Annotated in this window: 16 protein-coding genes, 1 tRNA gene, 1 other RNA gene and 1 pseudogene; 7 read left to right on the forward strand and 12 right to left on the reverse strand. The window is 68.5% G+C overall.

The features are described from left to right. Positions 1-272: 272 nt before the first annotated feature. From purD to ffs, 3 genes are all read right to left on the reverse strand, one after another. Complete coding sequence (gene purD / locus AB0903_RS20660; RefSeq protein WP_366704769.1) at positions 273-1,523, reverse strand: phosphoribosylamine--glycine ligase; 1,251 nt, start codon at positions 1,521-1,523, stop codon at positions 273-275. A gap of 60 nt (positions 1,524-1,583) precedes the next feature. After that, positions 1,584-3,926, reverse strand: a complete 2,343-nt coding sequence (locus AB0903_RS20665) for a DNA polymerase III subunit gamma and tau (RefSeq protein ID WP_366704771.1) — start codon at positions 3,924-3,926, stop codon at positions 1,584-1,586. A 65-nt stretch (positions 3,927-3,991) separates the two neighbouring features. Further along, an RNA gene (ffs, locus tag AB0903_RS20670) (signal recognition particle sRNA small type) lies at positions 3,992-4,090 on the reverse strand. A 119-nt stretch (positions 4,091-4,209) separates the two neighbouring features. On the opposite strand from ffs, the gene AB0903_RS20675 reads away from it, so the two are divergent. The 3 genes from AB0903_RS20675 to AB0903_RS20685 all read left to right on the forward strand — a co-directional run bounded on the left by AB0903_RS20675 (position 4,210) and on the right by AB0903_RS20685 (position 9,232). Further along, positions 4,210-4,297: transfer RNA gene (locus tag AB0903_RS20675), tRNA-Ser, on the forward strand. 253 nt (positions 4,298-4,550) lie between these two features. Next, positions 4,551-6,653, forward strand: coding sequence for a site-specific DNA-methyltransferase (locus AB0903_RS20680; protein WP_366704773.1), 2,103 nt, complete (start codon positions 4,551-4,553; stop codon positions 6,651-6,653). Then, positions 6,653-9,232 carry a DEAD/DEAH box helicase family protein gene (locus AB0903_RS20685; protein WP_366704775.1) on the forward strand — a complete coding sequence of 860 codons (2,580 nt, stop codon included), beginning with the start codon at positions 6,653-6,655 and terminating at the stop codon, positions 9,230-9,232. Before AB0903_RS20680 ends, AB0903_RS20685 begins: the two co-directional genes overlap by 1 nt. Positions 9,233-9,587: 355 nt before the next feature. On the opposite strand, the gene AB0903_RS20690 is transcribed toward AB0903_RS20685, so the two are convergent. The 6 genes and pseudogenes from AB0903_RS20690 to AB0903_RS20715 form a co-directional block, all read right to left on the reverse strand. Continuing rightward, positions 9,588-9,797: an integrase core domain-containing protein gene (locus AB0903_RS20690; RefSeq protein ID WP_366704777.1), complete on the reverse strand. Its 210-nt coding sequence runs from the start codon at positions 9,795-9,797 to the stop codon at positions 9,588-9,590. Between the two features lie 22 nt (positions 9,798-9,819). Then, positions 9,820-10,890, reverse strand: a complete 1,071-nt coding sequence (locus tag AB0903_RS20695; protein WP_366704779.1) for an IS110 family transposase — start codon at positions 10,888-10,890, stop codon at positions 9,820-9,822. Positions 10,891-11,087: 197 nt separating this feature from the next. Beyond that, positions 11,088-11,816 carry an IS3 family transposase gene (locus AB0903_RS20700; protein WP_366704781.1) on the reverse strand — a complete coding sequence of 243 codons (729 nt, stop codon included), beginning with the start codon at positions 11,814-11,816 and terminating at the stop codon, positions 11,088-11,090. Next, a complete protein-coding gene (locus AB0903_RS20705) occupies positions 11,813-12,124 on the reverse strand; it encodes a transposase (RefSeq protein WP_366704783.1) in 312 nt (103 codons plus the stop codon). The genes AB0903_RS20700 and AB0903_RS20705 overlap by 4 nt, the downstream gene beginning before the upstream one ends. Positions 12,125-12,196: 72 nt before the next feature. After that, positions 12,197-12,376, reverse strand: a pseudogene (locus AB0903_RS20710) (NUDIX domain-containing protein); the annotation flags it as partial. Positions 12,377-12,501: 125 nt separating this feature from the next. Further along, positions 12,502-12,939, reverse strand: a complete 438-nt coding sequence (locus tag AB0903_RS20715; protein WP_366704785.1) for an ATP-binding protein — start codon at positions 12,937-12,939, stop codon at positions 12,502-12,504. A 354-nt stretch (positions 12,940-13,293) separates the two neighbouring features. Between AB0903_RS20715 and AB0903_RS20720 the strand changes: the two genes are divergently transcribed. Continuing rightward, positions 13,294-13,890, forward strand: coding sequence for an amino acid transporter (locus AB0903_RS20720; RefSeq protein ID WP_366704787.1), 597 nt, complete (start codon positions 13,294-13,296; stop codon positions 13,888-13,890). Here AB0903_RS20720 and AB0903_RS20725 read toward each other — a convergent pair. Genes AB0903_RS20725 through AB0903_RS20735 form a run of 3 tightly spaced genes read right to left on the reverse strand, consistent with a single transcriptional unit; the run spans position 13,877 to position 16,836 of the window. Continuing rightward, positions 13,877-14,335 (reverse strand): DUF296 domain-containing protein, encoded by a 459-nt coding sequence (locus AB0903_RS20725; protein WP_366704789.1) that lies wholly within the window; start codon positions 14,333-14,335, stop codon positions 13,877-13,879. The genes AB0903_RS20720 and AB0903_RS20725 overlap by 14 nt on opposite strands. 27 nt (positions 14,336-14,362) lie before the next feature. Further along, positions 14,363-15,364: an asparaginase gene (locus AB0903_RS20730; protein ID WP_366704791.1), complete on the reverse strand. Its 1,002-nt coding sequence runs from the start codon at positions 15,362-15,364 to the stop codon at positions 14,363-14,365. A 59-nt stretch (positions 15,365-15,423) separates the two neighbouring features. Further along, positions 15,424-16,836, reverse strand: a complete 1,413-nt coding sequence (locus AB0903_RS20735) for a helix-turn-helix transcriptional regulator (protein ID WP_366704793.1) — start codon at positions 16,834-16,836, stop codon at positions 15,424-15,426. A 751-nt stretch (positions 16,837-17,587) separates the two neighbouring features. Here AB0903_RS20735 and AB0903_RS20740 point away from each other — a divergent pair. The 3 genes from AB0903_RS20740 to AB0903_RS20750 all read left to right on the forward strand — a co-directional run. After that, complete coding sequence (locus tag AB0903_RS20740; protein WP_366704795.1) at positions 17,588-17,902, forward strand: hypothetical protein; 315 nt, start codon at positions 17,588-17,590, stop codon at positions 17,900-17,902. Then, entirely contained in the window at positions 17,899-18,585 is a 687-nt protein-coding gene (locus AB0903_RS20745) for a dTMP kinase (RefSeq protein WP_366704797.1), read from the forward strand. The genes AB0903_RS20740 and AB0903_RS20745 overlap by 4 nt, the downstream gene beginning before the upstream one ends. Then, positions 18,578-18,895: isocitrate lyase/phosphoenolpyruvate mutase family protein (locus AB0903_RS20750; RefSeq protein WP_366704799.1), on the forward strand; the 318-nt coding region annotated here is incomplete at its 3' end. The genes AB0903_RS20745 and AB0903_RS20750, both read left to right, overlap by 8 nt.

Here is an 18,895-nt window from a genome sequence, read left to right on the forward strand (position 1 = left end):
CCGGAACTCACCCCCTCTGCCCTGCGACGGTGTTGGTCACTCCCCCACTGTGGCACCGCCCACTGACATCGCAATGCCGGTGGGCCAAGTGCCGGAATGCTTGCGCCGCACCCTAGTTGGGGCTTTCGCGGGCGTCATCCGGATGGGGCAGCCGTCACTCGATGGAATGGCTTTGGGCAAAGGAACGCCCGCCCGGACGGAACGTCGGGGCGGGCGTCGAAACCACACGCGAAAGGCTTCGCAGGCACTGCTCGGGGCGGGCTCGGGCAGGGTCAGACCTCTGCGGCCCTGCGCGCGATGTCCGTGCGGTACTGGGAGCCGTCAAGACGGATCCGCTGCACGGCCCGGTACGCGCGCTCGCGGGCTTCGGCGAGGTCCTCGCCGGTCGCCGTGACCGACAGCACCCGGCCGCCGGCGCTCACGACCGCGTCGCCGTCGCGCCTGGTACCGGCGTGCAGGACGTACGCATGGGGCGCGTCCTCGGCGGCGACGGCGTCCAGGCCCTCGATCGGGTCACCGGTGCGCGGCGTGCCGGGGTAGTTGTGCGAGGCGACCACCACGGTCACGGCCGCGTCGTCGCGCCAGTTGAGCGGCGGCTCCGCGTCCAGCGTGCCCTTCGCCGCGTTGAGCAGGACGCTCGACAGCGGGGTCTTGAGACGGGCGAGGACCACCTGCGTCTCGGGGTCGCCGAAGCGGGCGTTGAACTCGATGACCCGTACACCGCGCGAGGTGATCGCGAGCCCCGCGTACAGCAGTCCGGAGAAGGGCGTACCGCGGCGGCGCAGCTCGTCGACGGTCGGCTGCAGCACGCTTGCCATGACCTCGTCGACCAGCTTGGGGTCGGCCCACGGCAGCGGCGAGTAGGCGCCCATGCCGCCCGTGTTGGGTCCCTTGTCGTCGTCCAGGGCGCGCTTGAAGTCCTGCGCGGGCTGGAGCGGGAGGACCGTCTCTCCGTCGGTGATGGCGAACAGGGACACCTCGGGGCCGTCGAGGAACTCCTCGATCACCACCCGGTCGCAGGCCAGTGCGTGCTCACGGGCAGCGGCCACGTCGTCCGTGACGACAACGCCCTTGCCGGCCGCGAGACCGTCGTCCTTGACGACGTAAGGGGCGCCGAAGGCGTGCAGCGCCTCGTCGATCTCCTCGGCGGTCGTGCAGACGTATGCCCGGGCCGTCGGCACTCCGGCCGCCGCCATCACGTCCTTCGCGAAAGCCTTCGAGCCCTCCAGCTGCGCGGCCTCCGCCGAGGGGCCGAAGCAGGGGACACCCGCCCTGCGCACGGCGTCCGCGACACCCGCGACCAGCGGCGCCTCGGGGCCGACGACGACGAGCCCGGCACCGATCCCGGTGGCCAGCTCCGCGACGGCAGCGCCGTCCAGCTGGTCGACCGGGTGCAGCTCGGCGACCTCCGCGATGCCGGCGTTTCCGGGCGCGCAGTGCAGAGCGGTGACGTCGGGATCGAGGGACAGAGAGCGGCACAGGGCATGTTCGCGGGCGCCGCCGCCGATGACGAGGACCTTCACGGCAGCCAGCCTAACCGCCGATCCGCCGGAGCCTCGTACGGGCCTCCGAGGAGGGGCCCGCTACTCGTTCGTATATTCCTCCACCACCGTCGCCCCGAGCTCGCGCACGATCAGGTCGTGGCCGGAGAGCGCGGAGTCGACCAGGTCCGGGTCGTCCGCCTCCGGCACATCGTCCTCGAGAGAGACCGGTGGCGGCGCGTACGCCTCCGGGGGCCGGGGCTGCTCCTCCCCGACGTGCGGCCCGGGAGCGGTGTCGGCCGCGGCGGCCGGCTGGGCGGGACGCGGTGCCGGTGGGGCCTCGGGAGCGGGCGCCGGGGCGGCGGCCTGCGGCCGGCTCTGGCCGTAGCCGCCCTGGGTGCCGTATCCGCCCTGGGTGCCGTATCCGCCCTGGCCGGGAGCGGGCTGGTTCCCATAGCTGCCGGGGCCCGACGAGGGAGTCGGGGCGGTGCCACCGGGCCCGCCGGAACCACCGGACGGGTCGATGATCGCCTCGACCTTCCACTGCACGTTGAACTGCTCGGCGAGCGCCTGCTTCAGGACGTCCTCGCTGCCGCTGCTCCCGAACGTGTCGCGGGCACCGGCGTTGATGAAGCCGAGCTGGAGGGTCGTACCGTCGAAGCCCGCCACCTGCGCGTTCTGGCTGAGCAGGATCCAGGTGAAGCGGCGGCGGTTCTTCACCGCCTCCAGGATCTCCGGCCACATGTTCCGCACCTGGCCGGCGCCCTGCGCCATGCCCGGAGCGGGACCGGTGCCCGGAGCCGCCGGGGCGGTTGCGGCCGGCGCAGGGGCGGGCGCGGCAGCGGCGGGCTGCGGCGCCCCCTGGCCCGGCTGGGAGGCGGTGGGCCAGCCACCGGGCCGACGCGCCGGCTCGCCGGGCCCGGCAGGCGCGGCGGCCCCGGGCCATGCGCCCGGCCGGGGCGCGTTGGGTGGCTGGGCCTGGGGCTCGGGCTGGGGCTGGGGCTGGGGTTGCCCTGCCTGCGGCTGCTGGGAGGACTGCGGCTGTGGGGATTGCTGATGCGCGGCGGGCGGCGTCGCAGGCGCGGGAGCCGGAGCGGGCGCAGGGGCTGCGGGAGCGGGAGCGGCCGGGACTGCCGGGACCTGAGCAGGGCGGGCCTGTGCCGCGTCGCCACGCGCCGCGGCACGGGCGGCGGCCGGGCCGCCGCCGGGAGGCACTGGCGCGTGCCCCTGGACGTCCGGCCCCGGTACGTACCCCATCGCGGGCCCCTGCCCGCCGGCCGAGAACGACGCCCCGCGCTCCAACCGGTCCAGCCGGGCCTGCACCGACCGCTCGTCGTCGAACGCCGCGGGCAGCAGCACCCGGGCGCAGATCAGCTCCAGCTGGAGCCGCGGTGAAGTGGCCCCACGCATCTCGGTCAGCCCTGTGTTGACCAGATCGGCGGCCCTGCTGAGCTCGGCGGCGCCGAAGACGGCGGCCTGTGCCTGCATCCGCTCCACCACGTCCACCGGAGCGTCGATCAGCCCCTTGGTGGCGGCGTCCGGCACAGCGGCGAGGATCACCAGGTCGCGCAGCCGCTCCAGCAGGTCGGCGACGAACCGGCGCGGATCGTTCCCGCCCTCGATGACACGGTCGACGACCTCGAAGGCCGCTGCTCCGTCGCCCGCCGCGAAGGCATCCACGACGGAGTCGAGAAGGGAACTGTCCGTATAACCGAGCAGGGACGTCGCCATGGCATACGTCACACCGTCGTCGGCGGCGCCGGCGAGCAGCTGGTCCATGACGGACATGGAGTCACGGACGGAGCCCGCGCCCGCCCGCACGACCAGCGGCAGCACGCCGTCCTCGACGGGGATGCCCTCCTGGCCGCACACGGCGCCCAGGTACTCCCGGAGAGTGCCGGGAGGCACCAGCCGGAACGGGTAGTGGTGCGTCCTCGACCGGATCGTCCCGATGACCTTCTCGGGCTCGGTGGTCGCGAAGATGAACTTCAGATGCTCCGGCGGCTCCTCGACCACCTTCAGCAGGGCGTTGAACCCCGCGGACGTGACCATGTGGGCCTCGTCGATGATGTAGATCTTGTAACGACTGCTCGCCGGGCCGAAGAACGCCTTCTCGCGCAGCTCACGGGCGTCGTCCACGCCACCGTGCGAAGCGGCGTCGATCTCGATGACGTCGATCGAGCCCGGCCCGTTGCGCGCCAGGTCGCGGCAGGACTGGCACTCCCCGCAAGGTGTCGGCGTCGGCCCCTTCTCGCAGTTCAGACAGCGCGCGAGAATGCGGGCGCTGGTCGTCTTGCCACAGCCGCGCGGCCCGCTGAACAGGTACGCGTGATTGACCCGGTTGTTCCGCAGGGCCTGCTGGAGCGGGTCAGTGACATGCTCCTGACCGATGACCTCTGCGAACGACTCGGGGCGGTAGCGGCGGTACAGCGCAAGGGACGACACACCTACGAGGTTATCGGGGCCCACCGACAACCGGACCCGCCCCGCACTCCCTCGCCGCCCCCGGAGACGCAAGCGCCCCTCACGCACCCGCCAGAGCCGACCTACCCTTGCTGCCTTCCGGCCCTGGGGGAGTTCAGTCAGATAGCGCCACGTGAGGGGCTGAGACCAGGTTACCCGATGCGCAGGGGTGCTCCGACCGGCCGGGGCAGGACGACCGGCCTCCCCGGACAGAGATCGCGAACAGGTTCGCGAGCACTCCTCAACGTCTTGTATTGTTTGCGGCGGAGGATTCGCCTAGTGGCCTAGGGCGCACGCTTGGAAAGCGTGTTGGGGGCAACCCCTCACGAGTTCGAATCTCGTATCCTCCGCCAGTGCCTCACCGGGCACGATGTCGAAGGGCCCCACCGTTCGCGGTGGGGCCCTTCGACGTTGGTGGTCTCAGTTTTGGTCTCAGTTGCCCCGCCATCTGCAGCGGGCAGTTGCCCAGGCGATCGTCACGGCCATCCGGAAGGGACGACCCGAGGCAGGCACGTAGCACCTGGTCAGTGTCGTGATTCGCCGTCGCCTCCGTCGGGACTCCGACAAGATGTACAACGTCACTTCCACACCGCAAGGGATCGCCGCATGGCCTCGAACTCGACGCCCCGACACCAGGGCCGTCTCGAACTGACCTGGACCGACAAGGACAAGACGCTTCTGTCGACCGGGGACGGCAAGTACGACTACACATTCGTCGATCCGACGGACTACCGGGTCTCCGAGGTTCGCCTCCTCCACGAGGCCGGCCGAGTCGAGGCACCGACACCTGCGGCCCGCCCTGCGGAACTGCCTGAGCCGACCACCGACAACCTCTTGATCACCGGCGATGCGATGCACGCACTGGACGCACTCGCCAAGATCCCGGCGTACTCCGAGAAGTACGCCGGGAAGGTCAAGCTGGTCTACATCGACCCGCCCTTCAACACCGGCCAGGCGTTCACCCAGTACGAGGACAACATCACGCACTCGATCTGGCTCACGCTCCTTCGGGACCGGATCCGCCAGATCAGGCCGCTGCTCGCGGACGACGCATCCGTGTGGGTGCACCTCGACCACATGGAGTCGCACCGGTGCCGCGTCGTTCTTGACGAGGAGCTCGGGGAGAACAATTTCGTAGCCGAGGTCGCCTGGCAGAAGGCGGACTCGCCTCGGAACGACACCAGACTGCTGTCGACCTCGCAGGACACGATCCTGGTCTACCGCAGGTCCGAGTCCTGGATCCCGAACAGGATGCCCAGGCTCGCTGCCTCGAATACGAGCCGCTACCAGCAGCGTGACGGGGACCCTGTCCCCTGGCGCGACGGGGATGCGACCGCGGGCAAGGCAGCGACGAACCATCCAATGGTCTACGCGATCCAGCACCCTGTCACGGGGGGCCTGATGTATCCGACTGCGGGCCGCTGCTGGGGCAAGGCACAGTCGTGGATGCTAGAACAGATGTCGGAGTACGCGCCCTACGAGCTGCGTGACATCGGCGACGAAGCGGAGCGCGCACGCATCTGCGGGACGACACCGGAAGAGGTCAAGGCCGGTGTACCGGCAATCATGCTGTCGGTGTCCGTTGAGGAGGCCGCCAAGCACGCTCGCGCCCGCTACGACGCCGGCCACTGGCCTGACATCGTCATGCTCGGCCTCCGGGAACGCATCCAGCGCAAAAAGCACCTGGAGGACAATGGCCGAGTGCCCGAGACGCTCTGGCTGGGAAGCGAGGTCGGAGGGAGCCTTCGCGGCAAGATCGAGATCAAGGCTCTCTTCCCTGACGAGCATCCCTTTGCGACTCCGAAACCGGAACGCCTCCTGGCCCGTGTCATGCACATCGCATCGAATCCCGGCGACATCGTCCTGGACTGCTTCGCCGGATCGGGTACCACTGCGGCCGTCGCGCACAAGATGGGGCGTCGTTGGGTGACCAGTGAGCTTCTGCCTGAAACCGTGGCCCGATACACGCTGCCCCGACTCGCCAAGGTCGTCAACGGGCAGGATCCCGGGGGCATCACTACCATCACTGAGCGAGTCTCGGCCGTTGCCGACGATGAGGACGAAGAGCGCGGTCTGCCTAACGGAATGACACCCGAGGAGGCCCAAGAGTTCAACCGGCTCCTCAACAAGGTGGCCAAGGCAGTCGATGCGGATCTCGACGCCCCCACGGTCAAGGCCCTCAAGGCAGCCACCAAGACCAAGGTAGTCACGACGGACAACTGGCACGGGGGCGGAGGCTTCACCCACCTCCAGGTCGGTGAGTCCATGTTCGTCGAGATGGCCGGAATGGTCCTTCTTGCCGACTGGGCCACCCAGGGCGCCCTGGCTGAAGTCATGTGCGCCCAGTTGTCCGTCCCCTACAAGCCGGACGGAATCTTCGCCGGCAAGCAGGGCCGCGTCAGGTACATCGTCATCGACGGCATGGTCGGCCCCGGCACGGTCGCCTCCATCGTCGACAGGCTCGCTGAAGGCGAGATGGTCGAGGTATGGGCAACCCAGATCCAGGACGGTGCAGCCGAAGCTCTGAAGGAGGCCCGCAGCGGCTCTCGGCTCGAACTGATCCCCGATAAGGTCCTCGACAACTACCGTCGCAAGTCGGCCCGCAAGTCGCCGTTCGGTGTGGGGCGTTCGATGCCGTCGCCCCGAGACGCGGGCGATTTGGCTGCGCCCCCCGCCGCTGCCGCCGCAACCGAGAGGGAGAGCGCCTGATGGGCGTGTTGCAGTTCCAGCCTGAGCTCCTGGATCAGGTCGCCCACCGGCTCACCCTGCGTGGGCCGAACCGCAAGGCGATCGAGTCGGTGTTGCTCCGCACCTCGGACCACTACGACGTGCAGGAGAAGACCGAGCCGTACGAGTGCATCGTGGATTCGGCCACCGGCGTCGGCAAGACGTACGTCATGGCCGGCCTGATGGAGTATCTGGCAGGGGCCGAGACTCCGGCTCGGAACTTCCTGCTGCTGGCACCCGGTAGGACGATCCGAGACAAGTCGGTTCTCAACTTCACTGCCGGCAACCCGAAGTCGCTGCGGCGCATGCTGCGGTCCGACCCGTACGTCATCACAGCCGACAACTTCAACACCCCGGCCACCAGAACCGCGATCGACGACCCGACGATCACGAAGCTCTACATCTTCACCGTCCAGGCGCTGACCTCCGCCACGGGCGAAGGTCGCGCCACGCACGTGCCCCTGGAGAACCTCGGCACGTCCTTCTACGACTATCTCGCGCAGCTCGATGACCTCGTGATCCTGGCGGACGAACACCACTGCTACCGGGGGCCGGCGTTCTCCCGGACCATCCGGGACCTGAAACCCCAGCTCGTGGTCGGCATGACCGCCACACCCGTGAGAGCGGACGAGTCCCTCGTCGCGTTCCGCTACCCATTGGCGGCAGCGATCGCCGACCGACTCGTGAAAACCCCTGTGATGGTGGCTCGCCGCGACGACCGCTCTGACATCGAGACGAAGCTTCTCGACGGCGTCAACCTACTCCGCTACAAGGGGCAGGCCGCCGACGCCCATTGCGACGAGAACGACCTGCCCCGGGTAAATCCGGTCATGTTGGTCATCGCCCAGAGCATCGACGAGGCCGAAGAGTTTCGGAATGTCCTCGATACGGCCTCCTTCGATGGCGGCTCGTGGATCGGGAAGACCCTGCTGATCCACTCGAAGTTGACTGGTGACGCCAAGGAGAAGGCGCTGGCCGACCTCCAAGCCGTTGAGGACCCCGACTCGCCGATCCGCATCATCATCAGCGTCGGCATGCTGAAGGAAGGCTGGGACGTCAAGAATGTCTACGTGATCGCCTCTATGAGGGCGTCGGTCTCGGAGGTCATGACCGAGCAGACCCTCGGTCGCGGTATGCGTCTTCCGTTCGGCGAGTACACGAACATCGAGATCCTCGACACGCTCGAAATCCTGGCCCATGAGAAGTACGGCGAGTTGCTCGCGAAGAGGAAGGTCCTCAACGAGGCGTTCATCGACTACGGCACCTACGCCGAAGTTCGGCGACTTGCCGACGGCAGCTCTGTGGTCCGCCAGAAGACGGTCGAGAGCGATGCGGACGTCATCGGTCTGCCTGGTGGGGACGCCCCCACAACAACTGGCGGCGGCAATAGGCCCGGGAGCAACCTGGCAGGAACTGGCGACGGCGATGGGCAAGGCACCGAGGAGGCTTCGCCCTCCGGAACCAGCGCAATGCCTCCTTCGCCGGCCGGCTTCAGTACGCCTGGCGTTGTGGACGTGGAGACCCGTACGCGCGAGGCAGCAGAAGCCGCAAGCAGTACTTCCGGAGCCATCCAGTACGACCCGCTGCCTGACCGAGACCCCATCTTGATCCCCCGGTTGATCTCAGTGCCGCAGTTCGTCGCGGTCAGCCTGAACGACATCACCGACTACGGCCCGTTCGAGCGACTCGGCCGCACACTCACTGCGGACTACTCCGATGAGCTGAAGCGAACCAAGATCGTTGCAAGTCATGACGGCCGCAAGGTCATAGTGGACACCGAGACGGCAACTGACACGGTGGTCTCCGCGCTGCCGCTCGACATCCCTCTCTCGGTCACGCAGAACTCTCTGGTCCAGCGAGTCATGTCCGTCAAGGGTGTGCCGAACCGGCAACTGGAGGTTGGCGCTGCTCAGCGCATCGTCGATCACCTCATCAGGGCCATGGGCGAAAAGGCAACCGAGCACCTTGCCGCCTTTGTGGACCGATGCGGGCAACGTCTCGCTACCGAGGTTTCCAGAACCCTCCGAGCGACGACTCAGGCCCAGGTCTCTTACACCGATGACGTAGAGATCCTCGCGCTGAGCAAGACCCGCGTGGCGCGCAAGCGCCAGGTGGCTGGCCATGCTGATGGTGCGTTCAGCAAGGCGATTGCATTCAACGGCTGGATCAGGAACCTCTACAGCCACGCCTGGTTCGACACCGAGCCGGAGTTCAAAGCGGCCAACGCCATTGACAGTGGGAAGAACGTAACCGTGTGGGCACGGCTGCACATCAACGACGTTCCCATCACTTGGACGTCGGAGGGCAGGAATTACAACCCCGACTTCGTCGTGATCGAAGAAGTGGATGGCCAGCGCATCGGCTGGCTGGTGGAGACGAAGGCCGACAAGGACATGACCTCCGAGGAGGTAGTGGCCAAACGCCGGGCAGCACGCAGGTGGGCCAACACCGCCAACTCCTCACCCGATGTCGACATCACCTGGAAGTACCTCCTCGTAGGAGAGCAGGACGTCGAGGACGCACAAGGATCCTGGGAGTTCCTAAAGGGATTCGGGCAGTAAGGGTCGCCCTCAACTGGACGAACTTCACTTGGTCGGAGGCGTGGTTATGGCGAACACAATTTGTGCTTCCGGTCGGTCCGTTATCCAGAGCCCTGGACGATGAGACACCGCTGTTGACGCTCGTCCGATGTGAGCGTGCTGGATGAGAAGCCTGGGGCATGAACCTCAAGCGTGGCCGAACCAGTTGGCGGTTCGGCCACGCTTGAAGTCACCACTCGTCGGTGTCGCCGTACTTCCCCGGATGACACGCTCGGTCCACAGCCTGTGCACACGCCTCGGCAAAGGCAGCCTCCACGGCTGCCCTATCCGTGCCCGCTGAGATGCCCCGAGTTCCGTAGAGTCCGGCGATCTTGTTTCAGGCGGACTGCGGGGTGGCTTCCTGTTGTCGCCACCAGTCGCGTTCGTACTCGGCGGGCGGTACGTAGTCGAGGGCGGAGTGGAGCCGTTCCTCGTTGTACCACGCGACCCACTGGAAGATCGCCCGCTCAACCTGGTCGAAGTCCCGCCATGGCCCTTGCATCTCGATCAGCTCGGCCTTGAAAGTGCCGTTTAGCGCCTCGGCCATCGCGTTGACGCTCCTATAGTTGTCAACTCGCTGTGGGGACGGTCCGTGGTGCGGGTCGGATCAGGTGGTAGACCTCGCGGATGACGTAGCGTTTGAGGCAGTGGGTGATCTCGCGTTTCGTCTTGCCCTCGGTGGTGCGGCGGGTGACGTAGTCGATGGTCGGTTGGTGGAATCGCATGCGGACGATGACGGTCCGGTAGATCGCGGCGTTGAGCTGGCGGTGGCCGCCGTGGTTGATGCGGTGCCTGCCGCTGGTCATGCCGGAGCCGGTGGGCACGGGAGCGATGCCGGCAAGCTTGGCGAGGGCGGCTTCGGACTTGATGCGTTCGGGGTTGTCGCCGGCCACGACGAGGATCTCCGCGGCGGTGTCCACACCGATGCCGAATGGTTCGAGCAGTTGCGGGGCGGCACGGTGGACCAGCTCGGCGATCATTTTCGTCAGTTCCTTGGCCTCGGCGTCAAGGTACTGCCACCGTTTGGCCAGTGTTCGAAGGGCGTGACGCAGTGCGTCCTCGGGGCCCTCCAGCTGTCGAGGACGCAGGCCCGCCAGGTGCCGGGCCAGAGCGATTTGAGTTTTGCCCGCGGTCTCGTTGCGCAAAAGATCAGGGGCGTGGACGAGCATTGCTTTCATGGTGATCATCGCCGCTGAGCGCTGTTCGACGGCCTGGTCATGGGCGATCTTGAGCTGCCGGATCATCTCGGCTTCACCGTCGGCGCTCTTGGGCGTGGCTGTCGCGAACCCGGCCAGGACGGCTCGGGCGGCGTTCTCGGCGTCCAGGGTGCCGGACTTGCCGTTCATCCGTCGCAGCCGCCGGTCCGGGCGGCCGGCCTCGACCACCTTGTGCCCGGCCCGTCGAAGGAACGAGGCCAGGGTGGCGCCGTAGGAGCCGGTTCCCTCGATTCCGAAGGCCAGAATCCTGCCGTATGAACCTGCCCAGTCCAGGAGTTGCTGGAATCCGCCGGTGTCGGTGGGGATCGTCAAGGTGGCCAGGATCCCGCCGATCGTGTCCATCACGGCCGCGACGTGCACATGCTTGTGTGTGTCGACGCCGATCACGACGTGCCCGGACCTGTGCTGCTCGTTGTTGTCCACCGCGTTCCCTTCGGTCGGTAGCGTAGGGTGCACGCTGTCGCCGGCCGAGGGACAGGACTGTCACGGGGACGCTTTGACGAGTTGGCTCCAGGCTCCTATGAGGTCACGTCCGTCCGGCGGCAGCGCTTGCCGCGTGCCCGGCCGGACGGTCGACAGATCAACGCCAGGACACCCGTGGGGTCGGTCGTAAGCAAGAGTCAGACCGTCACGGCCGGGACTACCCGATCCTTGCGGGATCCGGTACGAACAGACTGACAGTCATACGAGTCGCCCTTGGAGCCGACCGAGGCCACGGCGGCCTCGTGTTCGAGACGTTCGGTGTACCGAATGGATACGTATTGCGAGCCGCGGTCGCTGTGATGGATCAGGCCGGAGTCCTTCTTGATCCGGCGTCTCCACAACGCCATCTCCAGGGCATTCAGCGGGAGTTCGGTTCGCATGTGGTTCGCGACCTGCCAGCCGACGATCGTCCGGGAGAAGACGTCCAGGACGAACGCCACGTACACCCAGCCCGTCCAGGTGCGGACATAGGTCATGTCGGCCACCCAGAGCTGGTCGGGTCGGCTCGCGGTGAAGTCACGGTCGACCAGGTCCGGCGGCCTGGGCGCCGACGGCTCGGGCACGGTGGTGCGGCGCCGCTGGCCACGGATGACGCCTTCGAGACCCAGCTCGGCCATCAGCCGCTCGACGGTGCAGCGGGCCACTTGCACACCCTTGCGCCGCAGCGCGCGGGTGATCCGGCGGACGCCATAGGTGCCGCCGGACTCGGCATGGACCTGTTCGATCAGCGGCATGAGCTGCTCGTCACGCAGCCGGCGGGCCGACTTCGGCCGCTTCTTGCGCGCGTAGTACGCCGACTCGGACAGCCCCAGCACCCGGCAGGTGAACCCGACCCCGAGGCCCTTGTCCCTGAGGTGCTCGATCACCTGGTCGGCCTCGTCCGGGGACGGTCGAGTTCCGCCGCAAAAAACGCGCTCGCGGCCTTCAGAATCTCGTTCGCCCGCCTCAACTCCGCGTTATCCCGGCGAAGTTGCCTCAGCTCTTCCCGCTCGGCGCTGGTCAGCCGGTCGTCGCGTCCGCCGGTGTCCGCCTCAGCCTGGCGGACCCAGCCGCGCAGGGCCTCCTTGTGGATGCCCAGGTCCTTCGCGACATGCGCGATCGGACGGCCGGTGGTGCGGACCTCGCGGACGGCCCGCTCGCGGAGCTCGTCCGGGTATTTACGTGGTGCTGGCACTGCTCGTGGTTCTCCTTCGGGCCAGGATCATAAGCCTGGCTTCAGGGACTCCACGAAACCGGGGTCAGCTCACTCCTCCTGCGTCTCGCGCACGGCGGCGTCTTCGCGGGTCTCGCCTTGTTCGACCTTGCCGGCCGGAAACTGCCAGGAGAGCGCTCCTTCCGCGACGCGTCGCCGCACGAGCAGGACACGCCCGCCCTGAACGACGATGGCGGCGGCAACCGCTGTCGCGGCCTCGATCGTCACGGAGATCCCTTCCTGAACGCCAACTGCACCGCATTACGCGCGCAGCCGTTCGGCCAAACACCAATCTTCATGCTGCCGCATCGGCACGTCCGTCAGGTCGGGCCGCCTCGGGCTGCCATCGCAGCCGAACCCTAGGCCAGCACCACCCAAGCAGCCTTGGTTCCGCAGTCCGTGACCTGGAATCCCCACTGTCCCTGAGTCAGCTCGTGCACGATGTGCAGGCCCCGTCCGCGCTCAGTGAGTAGCCCGCTCACTGCCTCCGACGCGGTGGCTTCCGGCAAGGGCACGGCAGCCAGGTAGAGGTCCGGAGGAAGCAGAGGATTCCCGTCGTGGATCTCGCAGATGTATCTCCCGGCAGCAGAGCGAAGGTGTACCTCGTACGGGCCGCACGCGTGCTCGTGCGCGTTTGCCACGAGCTCCGAGACTGCCAGGACTCCGTCACTGATGACGTCGTCGGACATGCCCAGATCTTCGAGAACACGTCGCAGAACCGAGCGGGCTTCGCCCGTCGGGTTGATGGTGTGGTCGGTCCAGCGGTACACGGGGGCGGTGGACGACGCACTGATCATCGGGCGGCGGACCTCCTGTGAGTGACGTCGGTTGCCTCCTCCCAGGGCTCCGCAGGGGTCAGGCACTGCGTACGCCACCGAAAGGCGTACGAAACATCAGAAAGCACCATGGCATCGAGTGTGTCCGGCCCTGGGAGAGTCGTGGCTCATGCCCCCGGCCACGAGGCCGGTCGCGAGTCACTCGCTCAAAGATGGCTGCCGGTGCGCCTGATGCTCATGGGCGTTTATGAGCGCAGGGTGCGAGCGGGCGACAGGGCGCTCCAGCGAGACCGCCGACCCGCCGCCGGCCTTCGCTTCCGCCCGTCTGGTCACTGGGAGTATGGGTGGGTGAGTGCTGACGTGTTGGGACCCTGGGTGCCGGATCGACCCGAGGTTGTGGCCGCGGTCTTCGTCAAGGCGGACTTCCCGTGGTGGATCGCCGGTGGCTACGCGATCGAACTCGCGGTCGGCCGCGAGCTGCGCGCACACGGCGATCTCGATGTCCTCGTCCTCCGGCGCGACCAAGCCCTTGTACGTGAGCTGTTGGCCGACTGGGACCTGTACGTGGCCGACCCGCCCGGCCAGGGGGAGTTGCGACCATGGCGTCCTGGAGAGGTCCTTCGGCCGCCGCTGCACGACATCTGGTGCCGCCGCACGCCGGAGGCGCCCTGGTCGGTGCAGCTCATGATGGACGAGGCCGAGGGCACCCAGTGGGTTTCGCGGCGCACCCCGGAGATCCGGTGCCCGATCGACCAACTCGGGCGGACGAGCGAGACGGGCATCCCGTATCTCGCGCCCGAGGTGCAGCTCTTCTACAAGGCGAAGGCGACCCGGGACAAGGACGAGACCGACTTCGAAGCGGTACTGCCGCTCCTCGACGCTCCGGCACGCGCCTGGCTGGCGGACGCGATCAGCGTGATCGCGCCCGAGCACCCGTGGCTCCGCCGGCTCCTGCCCGTCAGCCGAACGTGAGCAGCGGAACGTCGTAGAGGTTCGCGTTCCGGGGCCGGGTCATGGTGGGCGACGTGACCTCCACGATCAGCAGTTCGCTGAGGAACTGGACCTTGGCGCTGAGGAGGTGGCTCGTCCTGCCGTCGGCCGACTGGGCCTTCAGGCCGGCGGAGACGTGGATGTGCGGGAGTATCCCGCCGGTGGCCGGGTCGTGGGCGAGCGTGCCCGCGCCGAACGCCTCGACGTTGGTGACGTACGTCTTCGCCCAGACCGGTGCGTGCGGGTCGGCAAGCTTCTCGCAGGCGCCCACGATCTCGGCCTCCGCGAAGGCGCCGATGAACGAGGGGATGTAGCCCTGCCGTACGCCGTTGTCCCGGCAGAAGGTGGACAGCGCCTCGAAGAAGTCCTCTCCGTGGTCGAAGGTGACGCCGAAGGTACGGCCGACGGTCAGCTCGTGAGCACGCATGTGCGGGTGTCTCCTGATGGGGTGGGATCAGCGGGCGGAGGCGGTGGTGAAGGTCTCGCGGACCGTCGCTCCGTCGGAGCCCTGGGCGAGCAGGGCGTGCAGCAGGAGCCGCGCCTGGTACGGGCCGAGGTCTCCGGCGCCGATGAGCCCGCGGCCGAGGAGGTCCTTCTCAGAGCCGGGGAAGCCGTAGGTGTCGGACAGGACGGGGCCGTTGCCGATGCGGGAGGCGAGGACCACGGGGATGCGGGACGCGAGCTTGGTGAGCCCTTCGACGAGGCGTTCCGGGACATGGCCGACGCCGAAGGCCGCGACCACGAGCCCGTCGCAGTTGCCGTCCCACAGGTCGAGCAGTGCACCGTCGTCGCCAAGGGTGACGACGTAGAGCCCGACGCGCGCCTCACGGTCGGGGGCGCCGACCAACGGTCCGCGGGACGGCAGGCCGCCGACCATCCGCACCCGGTTCTCCGCGACCCGGGCGATCGGTCCACACGCTGGTGAAGTGAAAGCGGCGGGGCTGGTGGTGTGGGACTTGCGGACGGTCCGGGCCGAGTGGATCTCGTCGCCGAGTACTACGAGGCAGCCGGCGCCGCTGAGTCCGGGGTCGGCGGCGGCCAGGACAGCGGCGTGGAGGTTGGCCGGACCGTCGGCACCGGGCAGGGTGGGGTTGCGCATCGCACCAGTGACGACGACTGGCTGCTCGTGGCCGTGGTAGAGGTCGAGGAGGAAGGCGGTCTCCTCGATGGTGTCGGTGCCCTGGGTGATGACGACGCCGTCGACGTCTCCGGTCTCCAGCTCCGCCGTGATCGCGGCCGACAGTGCGGTGAGGTCCTCGAAGGTCAGGGAGGCGCCGGGCAGACGTCGGAAGTCCCGTACCTTGAGGCCGATGCCGCTCGTGGCCAGGGCGGGTACCGCGGCGAGGAGTTCGTGGGCCGAGAGCGCGGGTACGACACCTCCGGTGGTGGGATCGGTGGTCATGGCGATCGTGCCGCCGAGGGAGAAGACTGCCACGTTCCTGACCGACTCCGTCATATCCCCTGCTCCCCTGTCCGGACGCCGCCGAGCGCGGCCTCACGAGTGGTTCACGCAGGCTATCCGGTCGGTGCCGTCCGGGTACGCGGAATGATCACCAGCTGCTCGGCCACGAACCGGCAGGCGGCCTCCAGCCCTTCGAGGCCGAGCAACCGGCTCCGCGGCCGGGCGAGCCGCTCCGTGCCGACGGCCGACAACTGTGCGCACCGGCGACCGAGCCAGGAGGCGTCGAGGCCGAGGTACTCCGCGGTTGCCGCAAGGCGCTGTCCGGCCTGCTCGGCCGCCGTAGTCGAGTGGTGGCTGACGTGGACGGTCACATCGGCGAACGTCCGCAGGGCTCCCGGCCGCGCGGTGACCGCGAGGTGGGACGCTCCCTCTGTCCGTACCCAAGAGGCGATGACAGCCCGGCGCCCGGGAGAGAGGGCGAAACCGTCAGTGTGTGCGAAGCCTCCGTCGTCGGTCACCCAAGTGCGAATGCCGAAGGACTCCATGAGCGCGATGGCGAGGAACAGCAGAACGCGCTCGTACGCGGGCGAGGAGGCGACCGCTGTCTCGGGGACGCAGAACCCCCGGCCGCTGGTACCGCCCGGACGTCGCGGGGCCATTCGTTCGAGGTAGCGGTACTTGTGCCGGAAGAACAGCCATGTGGCGGCTTCCTCACCGCGCTGTTCCCTGGTCCAGAACACGGGTGCTTCGCCCAGGTGGTCACGGTGGCCCAGGATGTACCGGGCTGCGGTCTCCGAGCCGATCAGCATCCGGGAGACTTCGGTCAGTCCCTGGTCGGCGGCGATTGGTGCGCCTTGGGAAACGGTGAGCGACGCCAGCGAGGTGTACAGGGTCTGGTCGTCGCCGAGCAGTGCCGCCTCGAATCCCGACACGGCCCACAGGATGCCGTAGGTCAGGTCGTCCAGTTCGTACGCGGCGGGGATGTCGACCGGGTCGGAGGCGGTGGCGCGTACGCCGTTCGGTCGGGCGTCGGTGACGAACTGGCGGACCGCCCCGTCCACCATGCGGTTCGCGACGACGAGCGCGCGCATCGGCATGGTGCGCCAGGCATCCAGCTCCGGGTGGGAGTCGAGTCTCAGGCTGTCCCCGAGGAAGGAGGCCGCGGGAAGGGTCAACACGGGAATCGCCGTCGTCGAGACGGACCGGCCGGCGGGTAACAGAAGCTGGCCCGGCCCTTCGGGCAGCGCCGCGTAACCACGGGCTCTGGTGTCCGCCGTTCCCGGTCGGCCCGTGGCGTCCGAGGTGTGCGGATCGGCCGTGGGCAGGAGCCCGAGCAGCTCCTCCGGAACTCCCAGCGCATCGGTCCACTGGACGAACTGCCGTCGGTCGCGGATCTGTTTGAGCCCGCGTTCCAGTCTGCTGACCTCGGCCTGGTCGATGCTGACCATCCGCGCCACACCGGCCTGGGAGAGGCCGGTGTGCTTCCTGAACAGTTTGACGACGGTTCCGAGTTCCCATGCGGCCACGGCTCGCCGGACCGTCGGATCACGCCAGAAGGCCGGGTCGGCCCGTCGGGCGGCCGGCCCGTCCTGGCACGAGGCGCAACGTGTACCGGCGTTGAAGCGACTGAGAAGGGCACCGCAGCGCGTACACCGCCGCTGTCCGCTGTCGACCATGGTCGGCATTCTCCCTCGCTCTGCGACCACCCGGACTCGTTCCGCTGGTGGGGCTCATAAACACTCATAGGCGTGGGCCTTCGTGGCGGCCATCGTGGTGGAGCACCACCGACCGGAGCCGCGTGCCGCGACTCCCCGGACGTGAGGATCCGACCTGTGACCTCCTTGACCCTGCCGCCCCGGCCTCCCGGTTCGCCGCCGCTGGCCCATGCCTGGCAGACGCTGGCGGACGGGCTGCTGACCCAGCGGCTCCATCTCCATCTCGACGAATGGCGGGCTGCCGTCGCCGAGGAGAAGGCGCTGCCGGACGTGCCGGGCGCCGATGTCTCCGTGCTGGCCCAGCGCCCGTCTCCGCTGCCGGCAGGCGACGAGTCCGCGATGGCGCTGCTGGAGGACGCCGGGCTCGGCTTCTGGTGGGAGCTGCCTCAGCGGCACGGAGCGGAGTCGCGGAACCGGCGCGGGGCACTTCACCGCGCCGCCGACACCGCTGCCCAGAGCATGCTCGCCGGGCAGTCCGGGGCGGCCTGGTCCGACGCCGTGACCGCCGCCAGCGGCGCCGCCGCATGGTGGGTGGGTCTTCGCGGTCATCCGCCACCGCGGGGTGCACCACATCACGCTGGAGCCGCACCCGAGCCCGTTCCACGAGCAGGCCCTGGGCACCGCGGTGAGCGTCGTGGCCCACGGCATGGCCACGCGGGTGCTGGAGGCGGCTCTACGCAGCACCGCCGACGACCCGGCCCTGCGCGCCGCGTACTGCCGCGCCATCGAGGCCGGCATCTGCGTCGAGCCCGAGCTGCCCCGACTGGTCGACGAGTTGGCGGAGCTGCGGCTGGTGGACCTGGTGTCCACCACGGCCCGCTGGCGGGGTCGCTTCATGAAGTACGCCGGCGGCACGGGGGCGGGGCAGGTCGAATGAACCACCGCTATCCGTTCATCGTCATCGAGGGGCTCGACGGCACCGGCAAGACGACGCTGCGCAAGGGCCTGTTCCGGCTCTGGGAGGGGCTGTACGGCGTCACTCCGCTGTGCGTGCTCACCACCAACTTCCTCGCCGCCGACCAGGCCGCCGCCATCGTCACCGGCAAGTACCAGCCGAACGCCGGGAACCGTGACGCCTACCTGTCCACGATCGCCGCGGACAAGCGGGCCACGCTGGAACGCCTCGTTCTCCCCCAGCGCCAGGTCCGGCCCGTGATCGCGGACCGCTGGCTGCTCAGCGAGCTGGCCTTCTTCGCGGTGAAGCACGGTATGAGGGTGTCGGGGACGTACGAGGCGCTGGCCAGGCAGCTCACCGTGGCCCCCGACCTCACCATCGCCCTGGACCTTGAGACGGACGCCTCGATGAGCCGAGCGCAGGCCCGGCAGGGAGACGCCGTCCGGGCCGACTGGGACGTGCACCACGTCCAGAGCCGGGTTCGTGAGACATACGAGGCTGTGATCACGAAGCCCGACGAGTTCCCGCTCCTCGGCGACGTGGTCCGTCTGGACGCCCGCCGGCCCCGGTCCGAGGTGCTGCTCGCTGCCTGGGACGTGCTGCGCGAACGGCAGTTGGTACCACCGCTCGTCGCCCACACAGAAAGAGGCGAGAACCATGGCTGACGGCACGACGGCGGTGCGCTTGCGCGACGCCCTCAACAACACCGAGCGGAAGCACCCGCTGCTGGCTGCCGGAGCGGTGAACGCGCTCGCCGCGCACGTCGCGGCGGAGGCGGGCTTCGACGCCCTGTGGGTAAGCGGTCTGGAGGTGTCCGCGGCCTCCGGGTTGCCCGACGCCAACGTTGTCGGGCCTCGGGACCTGTCCGACGTGGTCGCCTCACTGAGCGGTGTGCATCGTGAAGTTGCAGGTCACGGGTCTGGTGTGCGGGCGTCCTTCCGTGCTCGCGCTGGTCGGCGGGCGGTGTCCACGATG

This window comes from Streptomyces sp. NPDC048389 (assembly GCF_040706335.1).
Taxonomy (GTDB): domain Bacteria; phylum Actinomycetota; class Actinomycetes; order Streptomycetales; family Streptomycetaceae; genus Streptomyces.

Excerpts from the sequence above, each read along its gene's own strand:
- AB0903_RS20680 (WP_366704773.1), top strand. The coding sequence starts at position 4,551 with ATGGCCTCGAACTCGACGCCCCGACACCAGGGCCGTCTCGAACTGACC.
- AB0903_RS20685 (WP_366704775.1), top strand. The coding sequence starts at position 6,653 with ATGGGCGTGTTGCAGTTCCAGCCTGAGCTCCTGGATCAGGTCGCCCAC.
- AB0903_RS20690 (WP_366704777.1), bottom strand. The coding sequence starts at position 9,797 with ATGGCCGAGGCGCTAAACGGCACTTTCAAGGCCGAGCTGATCGAGATG.
- AB0903_RS20715 (WP_366704785.1), bottom strand. The coding sequence starts at position 12,939 with ATGATCAGTGCGTCGTCCACCGCCCCCGTGTACCGCTGGACCGACCAC.
- AB0903_RS20725 (WP_366704789.1), bottom strand. The coding sequence starts at position 14,335 with ATGCGTGCTCACGAGCTGACCGTCGGCCGTACCTTCGGCGTCACCTTC.
- AB0903_RS20730 (WP_366704791.1), bottom strand. The coding sequence starts at position 15,364 with ATGACGGAGTCGGTCAGGAACGTGGCAGTCTTCTCCCTCGGCGGCACG.
- AB0903_RS20745 (WP_366704797.1), top strand. The coding sequence starts at position 17,899 with ATGAACCACCGCTATCCGTTCATCGTCATCGAGGGGCTCGACGGCACC.